This is a genomic window from Alkalibacillus almallahensis, assembly GCF_011761495.1.
Lineage (GTDB): Bacteria > Bacillota > Bacilli > Bacillales > Alkalibacillaceae > Alkalibacillus > Alkalibacillus almallahensis.
This window is the reverse complement of sequence record NZ_JAASRU010000005.1, coordinates 129,496-146,363: the sequence shown is the minus strand read 5'-3', so window position 1 is coordinate 146,363 and position 16,868 is coordinate 129,496. Positions and strand designations below refer to the sequence as shown.

The 16,868-nt window shown below is 40.4% G+C and carries 13 protein-coding genes; 11 read left to right on the top strand and 2 right to left on the bottom strand.

The features are described 5' to 3' along the window. Nucleotides 1-12: 12 nt before the first annotated feature. The 3 genes from FHR85_RS06215 to FHR85_RS06205 all read left to right on the top strand — a co-directional run bounded on the left by FHR85_RS06215 (nt 13) and on the right by FHR85_RS06205 (nt 1,953). A complete protein-coding gene (locus FHR85_RS06215) occupies nt 13-384 on the top strand; it encodes a DUF423 domain-containing protein (RefSeq protein WP_167262004.1) in 372 nt (123 codons plus the stop codon). Nucleotides 385-731: 347 nt separating this feature from the next. Continuing rightward, nucleotides 732-1,148, top strand: a complete 417-nt coding sequence (locus tag FHR85_RS06210) for a hypothetical protein (RefSeq protein ID WP_167262003.1) — start codon at nt 732-734, stop codon at nt 1,146-1,148. A gap of 283 nt (nt 1,149-1,431) precedes the next feature. Beyond that, nucleotides 1,432-1,953 carry a YwhD family protein gene (locus FHR85_RS06205; RefSeq protein ID WP_167262002.1) on the top strand — a complete coding sequence of 174 codons (522 nt, stop codon included), beginning with the start codon at nt 1,432-1,434 and terminating at the stop codon, nt 1,951-1,953. Nucleotides 1,954-2,224: 271 nt separating this feature from the next. On the opposite strand, the gene FHR85_RS06200 is transcribed toward FHR85_RS06205, so the two are convergent. Beyond that, nucleotides 2,225-4,174, bottom strand: a complete 1,950-nt coding sequence (locus FHR85_RS06200) for a transglycosylase domain-containing protein (RefSeq protein WP_167262001.1) — start codon at nt 4,172-4,174, stop codon at nt 2,225-2,227. A 146-nt stretch (nt 4,175-4,320) separates the two neighbouring features. Between FHR85_RS06200 and FHR85_RS06195 the strand changes: the two genes are divergently transcribed. Together FHR85_RS06195 and argS are read left to right on the top strand one after the other, a co-directional pair. Beyond that, nucleotides 4,321-4,761, top strand: a complete 441-nt coding sequence (locus tag FHR85_RS06195) for a DUF1934 family protein (RefSeq protein WP_167262000.1) — start codon at nt 4,321-4,323, stop codon at nt 4,759-4,761. 1 nt (nt 4,762) lies between these two features. Continuing rightward, nucleotides 4,763-6,430 (top strand): arginine--tRNA ligase, encoded by a 1,668-nt coding sequence (gene argS, locus FHR85_RS06190; RefSeq protein ID WP_167261999.1) that lies wholly within the window; start codon nt 4,763-4,765, stop codon nt 6,428-6,430. Between the two features lie 316 nt (nt 6,431-6,746). On the opposite strand, the gene FHR85_RS06185 is transcribed toward argS, so the two are convergent. Beyond that, nucleotides 6,747-7,916: a phospholipase D-like domain-containing protein gene (locus tag FHR85_RS06185; protein WP_167261998.1), complete on the bottom strand. Its 1,170-nt coding sequence runs from the start codon at nt 7,914-7,916 to the stop codon at nt 6,747-6,749. Between the two features lie 181 nt (nt 7,917-8,097). Between FHR85_RS06185 and FHR85_RS06180 the strand changes: the two genes are divergently transcribed. From FHR85_RS06180 to opp4A, 6 genes are all read left to right on the top strand, one after another. Beyond that, nucleotides 8,098-10,215 (top strand): (Fe-S)-binding protein, encoded by a 2,118-nt coding sequence (locus FHR85_RS06180; protein ID WP_167261997.1) that lies wholly within the window; start codon nt 8,098-8,100, stop codon nt 10,213-10,215. Nucleotides 10,216-10,590: 375 nt separating this feature from the next. After that, the gene (locus FHR85_RS06175; RefSeq protein ID WP_167261996.1) at nt 10,591-11,613 is read left to right on the top strand and encodes an ABC transporter ATP-binding protein; all 1,023 of its coding nucleotides are present in this window, start codon (nt 10,591-10,593) and stop codon (nt 11,611-11,613) included. Beyond that, entirely contained in the window at nt 11,594-12,526 is a 933-nt protein-coding gene (locus tag FHR85_RS06170; protein WP_167261995.1) for an ABC transporter ATP-binding protein, read from the top strand. Before FHR85_RS06175 ends, FHR85_RS06170 begins: the two co-directional genes overlap by 20 nt. 6 nt (nt 12,527-12,532) lie before the next feature. Continuing rightward, complete coding sequence (gene opp4B / locus FHR85_RS06165) at nt 12,533-13,495, top strand: oligopeptide ABC transporter permease (protein ID WP_167261994.1); 963 nt, start codon at nt 12,533-12,535, stop codon at nt 13,493-13,495. 23 nt (nt 13,496-13,518) lie between these two features. Then, nucleotides 13,519-14,427 carry an ABC transporter permease subunit gene (locus FHR85_RS06160; RefSeq protein WP_167261993.1) on the top strand — a complete coding sequence of 303 codons (909 nt, stop codon included), beginning with the start codon at nt 13,519-13,521 and terminating at the stop codon, nt 14,425-14,427. A 102-nt stretch (nt 14,428-14,529) separates the two neighbouring features. Continuing rightward, nucleotides 14,530-16,422, top strand: coding sequence for an oligopeptide ABC transporter substrate-binding protein (gene opp4A / locus FHR85_RS06155; protein ID WP_167261992.1), 1,893 nt, complete (start codon nt 14,530-14,532; stop codon nt 16,420-16,422). Nucleotides 16,423-16,868: the final 446 nt, after the last annotated feature.

Genomic DNA, 16,868 nt, shown 5'->3' with positions numbered 1-16,868 from the left:
GAGCGTTAACAGATGAAATTATTATTAATAATCGGCGCCATTAGTGGCTTTATTACCGTTGCTTTAGGAGCATTTGGGGCGCATGGTCTTGAAAGTCGTTTAAGTGCGAAAATGATGGATACTTGGGAAAAAGCTGTACAGTATCAGATGTTCCATACTACAGCGATCTTTATCGCAGCTATTTTAGCACTAAAATCTGACGTGACTATGTTCCAAACCGCTGGGTGGTTTTTCATTGTCGGTATTTTAATCTTTTCTGGTAGTTTATATATTTATTCGCTATCAGGCGCGAAAGTATTCGGCATGATCACACCTATTGGAGGCTTAGCCTTTTTAGTTGGCTGGGCAATTGTGGCTTATGCTGTCACTAAAATCGTCGTTTAAACAATTAGCTCTCACGAGAAGGTGGGAGCTTTTTTCTATGTTTTGAGGGTGTTTTAATTAAATTAGGTTTTGTTAGTATTTAGCGTATTCATGAATGGGTTAGTACTTAGTTGTTGAATTGTGAGAAGCGAAGGTGGCGACTCCTGCGGGAATAGCAAGTGTCTCGAGACCCCGCAGGAAGCGCTTTTCTTCCGAGGAGGCTCGAGCCGTGCCCGCGGAAAGCGTCCACCGAAAGCGTATCACAATATCAACAACGGACTTCAACAAAGTGATAAATTAAAATACTTTTCATATGGAATGATTTTGCTATATGATATAAGAAGATTAATAAGTGAAGGGGATTAGTGATGAATAAACTAAAAATCACTTTAATAGTTGTACTGGTGATGACCTTTTTCTCCCCGCTGATTGTACAAGCAGACGGTGAAGCAGATAAAGTGGAACAATATCGTATCGCGGTGGGAGCTGAATGGTATCCAGTACAGGACGAATACGAGAAAATCGAAATGCCTTATTTGTCGTACACATTCGATGCTGTTTTTACAGATGACGAAGATGAACGAGAGATGCTAACAAATCAAATTGATCAAGAAGCGGCCGATGAGTTATGGCACTTTTTTAACCGAGATGCTGTAAAGGAACTGCCTTATACGGATGAAGTGCTCGATTATTTAGAATCGAATTTCGAGGTTGATCAGGATGACGGCGGATTTTGGAGCTGGTTTGGCAGCTTGTTTAGTTGGATTGGGAACCTATTCGCATAGCCCTTCCTTTTAGAATTGTTTTGTTGAAATTCAGTACTGTATTTATAAATTGAAGAAGCACATAGTTGTTGAATTGTGAGAAGCGAAGGTGGCGACTCCTGCGGGAATAGCACGCGTCTCGAGACCCCGCAGGAAGCGCTTTTCTTCCGAGGAGGCTCGAGCCGTGCCTGCGGAAAGCGTCCACCGAAAGCGGATCGCAATTCAACAACGGACTTTAACAAAGCTTTTAATAAAAGCGTGAATGTGGCAAAATGGAAGTGAAACATGTGAGGAGGTGCGACGCATGACTGATGAACAAAATAATCAGAAGAAAACGAACCAATTTACCATTATGAAAGATGATCCAATAGATGGTCACCCAGGCTATAGTGGCGGTGCTGGCGCATTCAGCTTAGAAAACATGTCGCCCGTCGTTGTGGATCCAAACGAAGATCGCGTGTTTGTTGATATGGGTGCCATGCATGCTCGTAGTGAAGTCGAGAAACGGATTAAATTCGTGGCGGATAAGGAAGAAGTCCCGAATGGCAAACCTTATTGGATCGTATGGGTAACTGTTGAACAAAGTGAAGTAGGCCCGTATTATCATGGGGTAGCGGCTTGCTTTTTAGAAGTAGACCGCGAAGCACGCCGTGGTTATAAGATCTTGGCAGAACATGTCAATCGTATGGATAAATCGCTTAAAGGTCGAATCATTTTAGAACACATGGATGATCATTCGAAAGCATTGTTACGTGATTTCCTTAAAGACTTCAATGAACAGTATTGGGAATTAGCTTCAGATGAACTGAAAGAAGTCCTTGCTTAATTTTGAATGATTTATGAACAATCAATCTCATGATTGTGCAAAACATCATTTCCTTGTAAAATAGAATTAAACATGGGCAAAGACATGTTTATTAGGACAAAAAATAGGTTAGTCGGATTTTCCGGCTAACCTATTTTTTATATTCAACTTTAAGATTTGAAATAATTCCTCGAATTTATTTCAAAACTCACCTCATTTATTTCATTAATCGCTCGAATTATCTCATAATTTCAGTGAGTTATCTCAAAAACAACCGAATTTATTTCAAAACTTAATGGGCCTCGCAATAAGTGGTGGGTTCGGTTCCTTCGATATAGTAGGTCAATCTAGCACGTTCTGCACATGCATCGGTCGCTAGTTTGCCTGTTACGGGGTCGACTTCAACCCCGACGACACCACTTGGCACGGAAAATGGGTCAGCAGGTAATTCTGCATGGAGCTGGTTCATGTATTCACCCCAAATCTGTTTCGCTGCTTGTGTTTCCGAACGTCTTTCAAGTGGTTGACCTTCGTCATAACCTGTCCAGATCGCAGTTGTATAATGAGGGCTGTACCCGATCATCCATGCGTCAAAGTCTGTCGTACCTGATTTTCCAGCATAAGCTTGATTAAGTTGATGGCTAATTGGTGACCCCGTTACGGATAAATAACCACTTAAGCGATTATCAAACATGCCCGTTAACAAATGGGTTAATACAAAAGCGTAACGCTCATCTAACACTGCTTCTTCCTCAGGTGCTTCGTGTTCATAAACGACTTCTCCGTGACGATCTTCAATCTTCTCAATTATATAAGGTTCCACGTTTTCACCGTGGTTAGCTAATAAACTATAAGCACGCGCCATCTCATAAACTGATGCCGATTCAGTACCTAACGCCATTGCCAGACCAGGCTCTTCATCTGATTCGATACCAAATAATGAAGCTGCTTCTACTAAATTCTCAGGCTTAATAAATTGATTTGTTTTGACGGCATAAATATTATCTGAAACAGCTAATGCTTGGGATAACGTGACAGGTCTGTCAGCATAGACATCACTTACATTTGATGGTTCATAAGGTTCATCATTATTTAAAGCAAAACTTGTTTCAGTACTTTCTAGAGTCGTCGAGGGTGTGAAGCCATAAACTAAAGCAGCATAATACAGAAATGCTTTAAATGTTGATCCTGTCATTCTCTTAGATTGGACTGATCGGTTATAAGTCGATTGATCGAAATCACGCCCGCCTTGCATGGCGACAATCGCGCCTGTTTCATGATCAAGTGTCATCGCTCCGATTTGGAAGTCCTTATCATCTGGTAAGTGTTGTTCAGACGTTTCTTCTAAGTTAGTCTGAGCACGTTCCTTTACTGTCGTATAAACTTTATAACCTGATGTCGTGAGTTGCTCTGGTGTGATATCTAACTTATCAGCCGCTTTTTGAATCGCGTAATCCACTGCATATTGCCCTTGCTCCGACTCACTCGTTACAGGCTGTGTTAAACGAACAGGTTCTTCTATCGCCTGGGCAAATTGCTCGTCATTGATAAACTGACTATCATTCATTTGCTTTAAAATCCATTCTTGTCGTTCCATTGCTCGTTCCTTATGATCAATAGGGGAATAAACCGAAGGACCTTTAGGAATGGCTGCTAATAACGCTCCTTCAGTCACGGATAAGTCACTTGCTGATTTATCAAAATAATACTGACTGGCCGCTTCAATGCCATACTGCCCGTGACCGAAATAAATCGTATTTAAGTAACTCGTTAAAATCTCATCTTTGTCCCAAAACATTTCTAAGCGAATCGCAATTAATAACTCCTCAATTTTCCGGTGCCATGTTTTATCATGTGTTAGAAATAAGTTCCGTGCTAATTGTTGGGTGATGGTGCTCGCCCCTTGGCTCAAATCACCTGATAATATATTTTGATAAGCAGCCCCTGCAATACGCTTAGGGTTAAATCCTAGATGATTATAAAATTGCTGGTCTTCTGCAGCGATAACGGCTTCTGTTACATGGGGTGAAATAGCTTCTAAATCGACGGCATAACGGCTTTTAAGTCCATGTTGCTCAGCTAAAATAACTTGGTCGTCGCTATAAATGACGGTATTTTCATCCAATTGAATCGCCGGTGCCCCTTGTAGCCAAAGCCAGATCAGAATCGTGCTCATACAACCAATAGCAAAAGAACCACTTATAATAAAAAAGAGCATTAAACGTTTGATCCATTTAATCATCACACCACACCCCTTCAACGTTTAGTATGGGCGTTTAAAAGCGTGCTTAAACGTGTGATGAATCTTTACTTCTCTTTTGTGATAAAATTCGTTATAATATATGTTTGGAAGTGTTATGATTGTAAGTGAAGGAAGGTCGAAATAGCGTGACAAATCAAGCCTTAACTGTAGATATTACGGTCGATACAGAAATTAAAGACCCAAATGGAGCCGATGAATGGATCCAACGTGAAGAAAAAGGGTCATACGTTCAGCGCGGTGGAGTCCATTTACTTAAATATAATGAGAATATGGATGGCGCTGGAACAGTTAAAACGTCGATGATTATTACTGATGATAAAATTACATTAAAACGCGAAGGTGCTATTAAAATGCATCAAGTGTTTCGAATCGGTACAAGCACAGAAACGGTGTACCGTCATCCATACGGCCATTTTAGAATGGAAACGACGACGAACCGAATGGAATATATAAAAGGAACAGAAAATCGATCCGGGAAAATTTATTTGAATTATCATGTTGCTTTAAACGATGATGAGCCACGTGAACACGTACTCGAATTAAATTTCGCAGAGGAGGATGCTTGAGTTGAACGTAGTCGAACAGGTAGAACAACAGTTAAAACAAGCGATCGAACAAGCCGTATTAGCTGCTAATTTAGCTAGTCAAGACGAGATGCCAGAAGTGATTTTAGAAACACCTAAGGAAAAAACTCATGGTGATTACGCGACGAATATGGCGATGCAATTAGCACGGATCGCAAAGAAACCACCGCGTGCTATTGCCGAAGAGATCGTCGAACAAATTAATAAAGACGGTGCATCCATTAAGTCAATTGAGATTGCTGGCCCTGGATTTATTAACTTTTTTATGGATACGTCTTATTTAACAGATGTAGTAACGACAATCTTTGAACAAGGCAAACATTACGGAGAAACGAATGATGGTGGCGGCGAACAGGTGCAAATTGAGTTTGTATCAGCCAATCCAACTGGCACGCTTCACCTAGGCCATGCGCGTGGTGCTGCGTACGGTGATACTCTAGCTAATGTCATGACGAAAGCTGGTTACGATGTTGAACGCGAGTACTATATTAACGATGCAGGTAATCAAATTGATCAATTAGCCTTATCGATCGATGTTCGCTATGCTCAAGCTTTTGGTGAAGATAAGGAAATGCCTGAGAATGGTTACCGTGGTCAAGATATCATTGATTTAGCGAATCAATTAGCAGACGAGTATGGTCGTCAATTTTTAGATATGCAAGAATCTGAACGTCTAGCTGCTTTCCGTGAACATGGGCTCAATCATTTACTTGAGCAAATCAAGCAAGACTTAGAAGCTTTTCGTGTTCCGTTTGATACTTGGTTCTCGGAGCAGTCCTTGTATGATGAAGATCGTGTAGTAGGTGCTGTCGATGCGCTTCGTGAACGTGGCTATGTCTATGAATCTGAAGGGGCCGTTTGGTTCCGCTCAACTGACTTTGGTGATGATAAAGATCGTGTATTAGTTAAGAACGACGGAAATTATACGTATCTCACACCCGACATTGCTTACCACCAAGATAAAATCAGTCGAGGCTTTGACCAGTTAATTAATGTTTGGGGTGCTGACCATCATGGTTATGTCACCCGGATGAAATCGGCGATCCAAGCACTAGGTTACGACGATTTACTCGATATTAAAATCACGCAAATGGTGAATTTATTCGAAAACGGAGAAAAAGTGAAGATGAGTAAGCGGACAGGGAAAGCCGTGACAATGAAAGAATTGATTGATGAAGTAGGCATTGATGCGACACGTTACTTCTTCATCATGCGTTCTAACGATGCTCATCTCGATTTCGATATGGATTTAGCACGTTCAGAGTCGAATGATAACCCTGTCTATTATGTTCAATACGCTCATGCTCGTATTTGTAGTATGTTACGTCAGGCTGAGGAAAAAGGCGTGGATATTGATGCGACACCTGATTTAGCGTTGTTAACAGCCGAGAAAGAAGTTGACTTACTCAAGCGATTAGGTGACTATCCGCAAGTGGTTTCTGAAGCGGCAACAAAAAAAATGCCACACCGCATTCCGCAATATGTCTTTGATTTAGCATCTGAATTACACAGTTTCTATAATGCAGAAAAAGTAATTGATACAGAAAATATGGAATTAACTCAAGCCCGGATTGCCCTCATGCAAGCAACGCGTATTGTCATTGAAGATGCGCTTAATCTAATTGGTGTTCACGCACCTGAAAAAATGTAATAAAACCCGGTGAGCCTTTGACGCTCACCGGGTTTTTACTTGGTCGCCGATAAATATGCTATAGCGCCGATAAATTGCGAATCGCGCTGATATATTGAAGGTCGCTGATAAAATTGCGAATCGCGCTGATAAATTGCGTATGGCGCCGATAAAATTGCAGAGTCGTCGATAAATCATGGACCGCGCTGATAAAACCGTAATGTCGCTGATAAACCCTGAATTTCGACGAAAACATCAGTCATAACGTTGATTAATTAATAGAACTGTATCTCCGGAGCATTTCGGTTCATTGTATAATTATTTCTTTAATCTAAATTCAAAGAAGAGGACGCAATACCCAAGCCAGACACTTTTTGATACGGAAAACAAATGCATTAGGTGTCTTAAACCAAGCATCGTACAAAGGAATGGCCGCTCGAAGATCACGGTTAAAATAACCTTGGATCGTTTTAACAGCGATCTCATCTTTAATCAACATATTAACTTCTTCATTTAAATAAAGACTGCGTAAGTCGAAATTAGCTGTACCAACATCGGCTACTTTACCGTCAATAATCAAGGATTTCGCATGATAAAATCCTCGATAAAATAAATAAACACTAGCGCCATATTTGGCCATTTCACGAAGATAGGGAGCGGATGCTTCTTTGACAAAGGGGTGATCAGAATCGTGTGGGTAGAGGATGTCGATGTGAACACCCGCTTTCAACTTTTCAATTAATAAACCTTTGAGCTGTTTGCTTGGAATAAAATATGGGCTACCGATCTGGATGGTCTCCTGAGCGGAATTAATGAGTTGTAGAAATGTAGATTCTAACGTTCCACCACTTGAAGCAATGAGTTGCATTCGAGTATCTTCACGTTCTAGCTCACTTCTTGGTATGGAAATCAGTTCTGAAGTGTTATTTTGCCAATCAAATATAAATTGCTCTGATAAGTCCTCAACAATTTCTCCAGTTAATTTTAAATGATAATCACGCCATCGTGAGAATTGGTCGCCTTGGTTAATATATTGATTTCCTACATTAAATCCTCCTAAATAGCCTATATGTCCATCAACCACGGTAATTTTTCGGTGATTACGCTGGTTAATGGATTGAATAGGATGCTTAATCGAAAACCGATTGCTATAAACGACTTGGACGCCAGCTTGTTTTAACATTTCAATTTTATCTTTTGCTAATGTTCGTGAACCCATTTGATCAATGAGTAAATATACAGTAATACCAGAAGCTGCTTTTTCCTGCAAAATTGTTAAGACGTGATGGCCGAATAAATCGTTTTTAATAATAAAGAATTGTACACAAATCCAAGTCTTGGCGTTGCGAATATCTTCTATATAATGTTGAAACAAGCGATGCCCATTGACGAAAAAAGTCATATTGCCTTGTCGAACGGGGTAGGTGGGTTCAGGTTTAGATGATTGGCTGGTTTGAAGCCAAAGTGTGACTAATATAATGATAGCAATCGTGATTAACACCCACATAAACAGCTTCCTCCTTCTTGACTAGTTTTCGAAAAGGCTTGTGATTTATGCAAAAAGGCATTGACTGAATGCTCATTCAGTGTATAATAAATTATAAGAAAACTTGTTCAATTCAGACGCTCTCATGTTAGAATGTATAGTATGAAAGCGGTCACAGGTTATACTACTAGGGGGGAGACAGATGGAAATGTTGTTATGGGTGAATTGGGTTGCATTTCTAGCGATTACAGTATACGCATTATTCTTGTTCGTCAATGTTGTGCGTACGCGAATTGCTTACATTAAATTGGGTCGAAAAACAGAGTTTGACCATGACGTAAAACAACGGTTAAAAGATATTGGTGTTTATGTATTTGGGCAGAAGAAACTGTTAAAAGACGCCAAGTCAGGCGCGATTCACGTGATGATGTTTTACGGTTTTCTACTCGTGCAATTTGGAGCGATTGATTACATATGGAAAGGGTTAAACCCAGGATCGCATTTACCGTTCGGGATATTTTATCCAGGGTTCGTCTTTTTCCAAGAGCTTGTCACATTAACGATTTTAGTGGCAGTTGTATGGGCGTTCTACCGCCGTTACATCGAGAAGCTCGTTCGCTTAAAGCGCGGTTTTAAAGCTGGATTAGTTTTAATTTTCATCGGTACACTGATGGTCACGGTATTAGCTGGTAATGGTTTTGGTATGATTTGGCACGGTCATGAAGCGGCATGGACCGAGCCGGTTGCATCCGTTATAGCAATGGCCTTCTCGTGGGTGAGTCCGACTGTGGCGGCCGTTCTCTTCTACGTCATGTGGTGGATTCACTTAGTGGCTTTACTTGCCTTTTTAGTTTATGTACCACAATCAAAACACGCTCACTTACTAGCAGGTCCAGCGAATGTTTACTTCAATCGCGATAAGAACCATGGTAAGCTTGAGCCGATTAATTTTGACATGGATGAAATGGAAGAATCAGATGAGGAACCTTCATTTGGCGTAGGAAAAGTTGAAGATTTAAGCGATTTACAACTACTCGACTTATACGCTTGTGTCGAATGTGGTCGTTGTACGGATGTTTGCCCATCATCTGTTTCAGGTAAAATGTTATCGCCGATGGATGTGTTAGTGAAAATTCGCGATCATTTAACTGAAAAAGGTGCTGCTGTAACAGGTCAAACACCATGGGTACCTTCATATGCATTCTCTGATGCGACAGGAAACCAAGTTGTTGATCCAAACAGTCAAATATCTAGTCAAGTGACAAGTAAAGAATTAATTGGTGATGTTGTGACAGAAGAAGAGCTTTGGGCTTGTACGACATGCCGTAACTGTGAAGACGCTTGTCCAGTTATGAACCAACACGTTGACACGATTATTGACCTTCGCCGTTACTTGGTGATGACAGAAGGTAAAATGGACCCTGAGGCGCAGCGAGCGATGACAAACATTGAACGCCAAGGTAATCCATGGGGCTTATCAAAGAAAGACCGTGAAAATTGGCGCGAAGAAGATGAAACGTTAAACGTTCCAACAGTTAAGGAACTAGAAAAAGAAGGCGAAGAATTTGAATACCTATTCTGGGTTAGTTCAATGGGCTCTTACGATAATCGTAGCCAAAAAATTGCAATGGCCTTTGCTCGCTTGATGAACAAAGCAGGCATTAAATTTGCGATTTTAGGTAACAAAGAACGTAACTCTGGTGATACGCCACGTCGTATGGGTAACGAATTCTTATTCCAAGAATTAGCTGAAAAGAATATCAAAGAATTCGAGAAGAATGATATTAAGAAGATCGTAACCATCGATCCGCACGCTTATAATATTTTCAAAAATGAGTACCCAGATTTCGGATTTGAAGCTGAAGTTTATCACCACACCGAACTGTTAGCAGAGCTCATTAATGAAGGTCGCCTTGAACCGAAAGAAGCGGTAAATGAGAAGATCACCTTCCACGACTCTTGTTACTTAGGGCGTTATAATGAAGTTTATAACCCACCACGTGATATTCTACAGTCCATTCCAGGAGTGGAATATGTCGAAATGAAACGAAACAAAGAGAATGGCATGTGTTGTGGTGCTGGTGGCGGTATGATGTGGATGGAAGAAACATCAGGTAACCGTATAAATGAAGCCCGTACAGAACAAGCGTTAGAAGTGAATCCAAATACGATTTCCAGTGGTTGCCCGTTCTGCTTAACGATGTTAACAGACGGAACAAAGGCCAAAGAAGTCGAAGAAGAAGTCACCACACAAGACGTAGCAGAAGTATTAGAACGCTCAATCTTTGGTGAAGAAGCAAAAGTAGAACAACCAGCATAATTAAATAGACCCTATATGGTTTGTTATAGCCATATAGGGTTTTTCATGCAATGGTGTGAATGATTATTCATTTGTCATTAATTGTCGGTAATTTATTATACTAATTTAATAAATCTTCTACAAAAAATGGCTTGATTAATTAATAAACCATGATAAAATAAACGAATAAGAATTCAGAAAATAAAGCCAAATGACAATAAACAATATTTTTAGAAAATTAAAAAACATCTTGCTTTTCTAAATTTCATTCATTACAATAACACTTGTAAATTTATTTAACAGAACAATGACAATATTAAAGTTTTTTTAAGTTTAATTTTCAGAATTTACTATCAATAACAATCGGCAAGAAAATAATGATCAAGGGTGATGGTGTTGAATCAGGAACTATTAAAGATTAACAATTTATCAACGTCGTTTCAGATTGACGAAGAATATTACGCAGCTGTTGATGACGTTTCATTAACGGTACGAGAAAATGAAGTGCTAGCGATTGTAGGAGAATCAGGATCAGGTAAAAGTGCCACAGCCTTCTCGATTATGGGTTTACACAATCGAGGTAAAATCGAAGGTGAAATCTTACTCCAAGGTCAAGACCTTGCTAAATTATCAACATCAGAGATGAATAAGATTCGTGGTAAAGATATGTCTATGATTTTCCAAGATCCTTTGACAGCTCTTAATCCACTGATGGAAATCGGTGTACAAATCGGAGAAGTTTTATTATTACATAATAAAAATATGTCTAAGACAGAACGACGAAATTATGCGATTGAACTACTGGGTCGAGTAGGAATTCCAAGACCTGAGCGTACCATCGATCAATTCCCGCATGAATTATCTGGCGGTATGAGACAACGTGTGATTATCGCGATTGCGATTGCTAATCAGCCTAAATTATTAATAGCAGACGAGCCGACAACAGCATTAGACGTGACAATCCAAGCTCAGATTCTTGACTTGATGCAAGAGTTAAAAGATGACTTAAATTCAGGTGTTATTCTAATCACTCACGATTTAGGAGTTGTTGCTGAAATGGCTGACCGTGTGGCTGTTATGTACGCGGGCCAAATTGTTGAAGAGTCGGATGTGGAGTCGATTTTCGTTAATCCACAGCATCCTTATACGCGTTCACTACTCAGTTCCATTCCAGCAACAGATTACGCACAAGATCGTTTACATGTGATTCAAGGCATTGTGCCATCACTTAAGCATTTACCACGTACTGGTTGCAGGTTTAAAGAACGAATACCTTGGATTGATGATGATGCCCATGAAGATCATCCAGTCCTACATGAAGTGAGTGAAGACCACTTTGTGAGATGCACGTGTTATCAGCATTTTTACTTCCCAGATGAGAACAAGGAGGACCAAGCAAATGGCGTTACTGAAGGTTGATGATCTTAAAATACACTTTCCTATTCATGGGGGAATATTGAACAGAAAAATTGATGAAGTTAAAGCCGTCGATGGCGTTTCATTTGAAGTTCGAGAAGGTGAAACATACGGACTTGTTGGTGAATCAGGTTCAGGAAAAACGACAACAGGAAAAGCGGTTATGGGCTTGAATAATATTACGGATGGCGATATTTACTTTGAAGATAGTCATTTGAATGCTAAGAAAGGTAAGAAGATTGATGTCCGTAATGATATTCAAATGATCTTCCAAGACCCGTATTCAAGTTTGAATCCAAGAAAACGGGTGATTGATATCGTTGCTGAACCGATTCGAAATTATGAGAAACTATCGAAGGATGATGAGAAAAAGCGGGTACAAGAGTTACTTGAACGCGTTGGAATCAGTTCAGACAGTATTATGAAGTATCCACACGAATTCTCAGGTGGTCAACGGCAACGTATAGGTGTTGCCCGTGCAATTGCATTAAATCCAAAACTCATTATTGCAGATGAGCCTGTATCAGCCTTAGATGTGTCTGTTCAAGCTCAAGTGCTGAACTTTTTGCAAGATATCCAAAAAGAAATGGATTTAACGTTATTCTTCATTGCTCACGACTTAGGCGTTATTAAACATATGTGTGACCGCATCGGCATTATGTATCAAGGTCGTTTAGTTGAAGAGGGATTAACGGAAGAAATTTTCAACAATCCACAGCACATTTATACGAAACGTCTAGTCGCGGCTATTCCAGATGTTGATCCACGAAATCGAGAAAAACATCGAGAATTTCGTTCGCAGATTAAAGAAGAATATCAGCAATCATTTTATGACTACTTTAATGAAGAAGGCTTGGCGTTTAACCTCAAGCAGATTACAGACACACACAAAGTAGCTTTACCAGAAAGAGGTTGATCGATTATGTGGAAATTTATCGTACGAAGATTAATCATTACACTGCCACAGTTATTATTGATGAGTTTACTCGTGTTCTTCATGGCTTCACTCATGCCAGGGGATGCCTTTACTAGCCAAGTTGACCCAAGTCTTTCGCCAGAAGCGATTGAAGAACAGCGTGAACGGTTAGGTCTAAATGACCCATGGTATCAGCAATATGGTAGATGGATTTCTAATGTAGCTGAAGGTGATTTCGGAACATCAACAGCGCATTACCGACCAGTAACTGATTTGATTTGGGAGCGAATGATCAATACGATTTGGTTATCCTTATTATCTGTTATTTTCATTTATGCGATTGGTATTCCTTTAGGTATTATCAGTGGACGTTGGAATGATCGCTTAGTCGATCAAATCATAACAGGCTATACATACTTAGGGTTTGCGACACCAATATTTATTTTCGCGCTAGTTGTCCTGTTTTTCTTCGGTTTCACACTAGGATGGTTCCCGACAGGTGGTTCTGTCGCCTCAGGTTTAGAACCAGGTTCATTCGAATACATCATGAGTAAGTTGCATCACTTATTATTACCAGCTTTATCGATTGCGTTAATCGGTGTGGTTGGTACAGTGCAATATCTCCGTAGTGAAATTATAGACACGAAGCAAAAAGATTTTATTGTTACAGCCAGAGCAAAAGGTGCACCAGAGTCTCGTGTATACAACCGTCATATCTTCCGTAACTCTGTTTTACCGATTGCAGCATTTTTCGGTTATGAGATTACGATGCTTATTACTGGATCAGTCTTTGTGGAGCAAATTTTCAGCTATCCAGGGATGGGTAACTTGTTTATCGAGTCGATTTTAATTCGTGACTTCCCAGTTGTAACAGCAGTCGTTCTGTTGTTTGGGCTCGCGGCCATACTCGGTGCATTATTATCCGACATCATTTTAAGTATTGTTGATCCACGTATCCGTATTAAATAACAGAGTTGCAGGGGGTGAAACGAGTGAGTAATCAACAAACAGAGAAAGTCGTTGAACAAAAAGTAGAAAAAAGTCCTTCTGGTTTATCGATATTCTGGAAGGAAGTAATGAGAGATAAATTAGCGTTAGTGTCCCTGGTTTTTTTGGTGTTAATTTCACTTGTCGTTTATGGCGTTTCGATATTATTAAATCAGGAAGAAATCGTTCGAGTTGATCCTTTTGCGATTTACGAGCCACCTTCAGAAGAATTTATTTTAGGTTCAGACCAAGGTGGTCGTGATATATTTGGTCAGTTAATTATCGGTACTCGTAACTCGTTATCAGTTGGAATTTTAGTTACGCTTATATCAGGTTTTGTTGGAATTGTTTTTGGAGTTGTCTCCGGGTATTTCGGTGGCCATGTAGATAACGTGATGATGCGTATTGTTGACTTTTTTATGGTACTTCCAAACATTATGATTATTATCGTATTCGTTACGATTGTTCCGAAATATAGTGTTCTGACCTTCTCGCTTGTGATGGCAGCATTCCTGTGGATGGGGATAGCGAGGTTGATCAGGTCGAGAGCTTTACAGGAGAAAGAACTTGATTATGTCCAAGCATCCAGGACATTAGGTTCCTCTCATACAAAAATCATTTTCACACAAGTATTACCGAATATTATGTCACTGATTGTGGTGACGATGACGCTTAACTTAGCAGCAAATATCGGGATTGAATCGGGCCTTTCATTCTTAGGTTTCGGGTTCCCGCAAGATACTCCGAGTTTAGGAACATTACTGAGTTATGCAACGAACCCAACCACTTTAGAACAACGTTGGTGGATATGGGTGCCAGCTGCTATTTTAATCTTAGTCCTAATGTTAGCTGTTCGTAACGTCGGTGAAGCATTAAAACGTGCGGCAGATGCAAGGCAACGCCGCGCATCCTAATTTTGATACAGTCGTTCGTCTCATAATTGAGACGACGATTAGTATATATTTTATGTCAGTTAATCTGACAAACTACTTTAAGAAAAAAGGGGAGGTATTTACATGAGCAAATCTGTGACGGGCAAACTGTTTTTTGTCCTAATGCTCGCTCTGTTCCTTGTTCTAGCTGCATGTGGCGGCGATGACGAAGGAAATGAAGAAGCCGGTGGTGGCTCTGGAGAAGGTTCAGAAGAATCAGAAGGTAGTGAAGGTGGCGAGGAAGGTTCAGAAGAAGGATCTGAAGGAAGTAGTGAAGATCCGCAAGATAAAATCTATGATATTGAGAATTTTCCAAACCAAACTTCAAATGAAGAAGATCCGATTGATGGTGGCCATTTAAACTTCGGACTTGTTTCCGATACAGTGTTTGAAGGTACACTAAACTATAACTTCTATTCAGGTAACCCTGATGCGCAAATCCTACAATTCATTGATGAAGCTATGCTAGGTATGGACACAGACCATACGTATAACAATGAAGGCGCTGCGACATTTGAGGCGAATGAAGAAGAAGGTTCAATCACATTTGAAATCAAAGATGGTGTTAACTGGCACGATGGTGAGCCGGTTACAGCTGAAGACTGGGTTTATTCTTATGAAGTAATTGGACACCCTGATTACACAGGTGTTCGTTACGGTACAGTTGGTTTCACTATGATTGAAGGTATGGAAGAGTATCACAATGGTGAAGCGGATGAAATCTCTGGTATTGAGATTCATGACGAAAAATCATTTACTATTAATTATGAGCGTCTAACACCATCATTAACATCAGGTGGTATCTGGACGTATGCGATGCCGAAACACGTATTTGAAGATATTCCAGTAGCTGATATGGCTGAAAGTGCCCCAGTTCGTGAAAACCCGATCGGTATGGGACCATTTAAAGTGGATTCAATTGTACCGGGTGAATCAGTTGAGTTAACAGCGAACGAAGACTATTGGGACGGTGAACCGAACTTAGACGGTGTTACTGTTAAAGTTGTTAACCCGAACGTAGTAGCGCAAGAACTTGAAACTGGTGGGGTTGATGTTGTTGACGCATTCCCAACAGATCAGTATCCAGAAAACTCAAATATGGGTAACGTTGAATGGTTAGGCGATGTTGCTGGTTCTTATAGCTACATTGGCTTTAAACTAGGTGATTGGAATGCCGAAGAAGGCAGAGTTAATTATAAGCCAGACGAAATGAAGATGGGAGACGTTGAACTACGCCGTGCAATGTGGTACGCAGTTGATAACCAAGGTGTTGGTGAGAACTTCTATAACGGCTTACGTTGGAATGCAACAACTCTAATTACGCCTTGGCACGAAAACTTCCATGATGAATCAATTGAAACACCAACTTATGATCCAGAAGAAGCGAACGCTATTCTAGATGAAGCTGGTTATGAAGACACGAATGGCGATGGTTTACGTGAGAAGCCAAATGGCGATGAGTTAACGATTAACTTCGCTTCTATGTCAGGTGGCGAATCAGCTGAACCGATTGCAAACTACTACATGCAACAATGGGAAAAAGTTGGTCTAGACGTACAATTAGTTGATGGCCGCTTACTTGAATTCAACCAATTCTATGACCGCGTTGGTCAAACGGGTGAAGATGATCCTGCAATCGATATCTATGCAGGTGCGTGGAGTGTTGGTTCAGACGTTGACCCTACTGGTCTATATGGACCTTCACAAATCTTTAACTTCCCTCGTTATGAGAGTGAAGAAAACACTGAACTTCTAGAAAAAGGTATTTCTGAAGAAGCATTTGATCAAGAGTATCGTAAAGAAGTTTATAGCGACTGGCAAGAACTTATGGTAGAGGAAATTCCAGTATTCCCTACACTATATCGTTCTGAAGTTTATCCAGCTAACGAGCGTGTAACAAATTATGATATCACAAGATATCAGCTTGAATGGCAAGATGTAGGCGTAACACAAGAAGAACCTGTTACAGCTGAATAATTAAGTTGATTAAACGCCGAGAGACTCAGTCTCTCGGCGTTTTTCTTGTTGAAGATTTTTATTTATGGCTCTGTTAAAGTTAAGTGTTGATTTTTTAATGATGTAGCAGAGAGTTGTTGAATTGTGAGAAGCGAAGGTGCCGACTCCTGCGGGAATAGCACGAGTCTCGAGACCCCCAGAGGCCCACAGGATGTGGGTCACTTCGGCGTTCGGACAGGACGTCCGGAACTTAGCCGAAGTTCCTTTAGTTGCCGAGGAGGCTCGAACCGTGCCCCTGCATAGAAAACACTACGAAAAGCGAACGGAGTGAGTTTGAGTAGATGTTGCACTTGTGCCCTATGGGTAAAAGCGTCCACCGAAAGCGTATCACAATGTCAACAACGGACTTTAACAAAGCTTATTTATTAAATAGTTGGCTCAATTTAAATACAGCTTCACTCTATATT

Coding starts and splice junctions, on each gene's coding strand:
- FHR85_RS06200 (WP_167262001.1), bottom strand. CDS start 4,174: ATGATTAAATGGATCAAACGTTTAATGCTCTTTTTTATTATAAGTGGT.
- FHR85_RS06205 (WP_167262002.1), top strand. CDS start 1,432: ATGACTGATGAACAAAATAATCAGAAGAAAACGAACCAATTTACCATT.
- opp4A (WP_167261992.1), top strand. CDS start 14,530: ATGAGCAAATCTGTGACGGGCAAACTGTTTTTTGTCCTAATGCTCGCT.
- FHR85_RS06185 (WP_167261998.1), bottom strand. CDS start 7,916: ATGTGGGTGTTAATCACGATTGCTATCATTATATTAGTCACACTTTGG.
- FHR85_RS06180 (WP_167261997.1), top strand. CDS start 8,098: ATGGAAATGTTGTTATGGGTGAATTGGGTTGCATTTCTAGCGATTACA.
- opp4B (WP_167261994.1), top strand. CDS start 12,533: ATGTGGAAATTTATCGTACGAAGATTAATCATTACACTGCCACAGTTA.
- FHR85_RS06210 (WP_167262003.1), top strand. CDS start 732: ATGAATAAACTAAAAATCACTTTAATAGTTGTACTGGTGATGACCTTT.
- FHR85_RS06215 (WP_167262004.1), top strand. CDS start 13: ATGAAATTATTATTAATAATCGGCGCCATTAGTGGCTTTATTACCGTT.
- FHR85_RS06170 (WP_167261995.1), top strand. CDS start 11,594: ATGGCGTTACTGAAGGTTGATGATCTTAAAATACACTTTCCTATTCAT.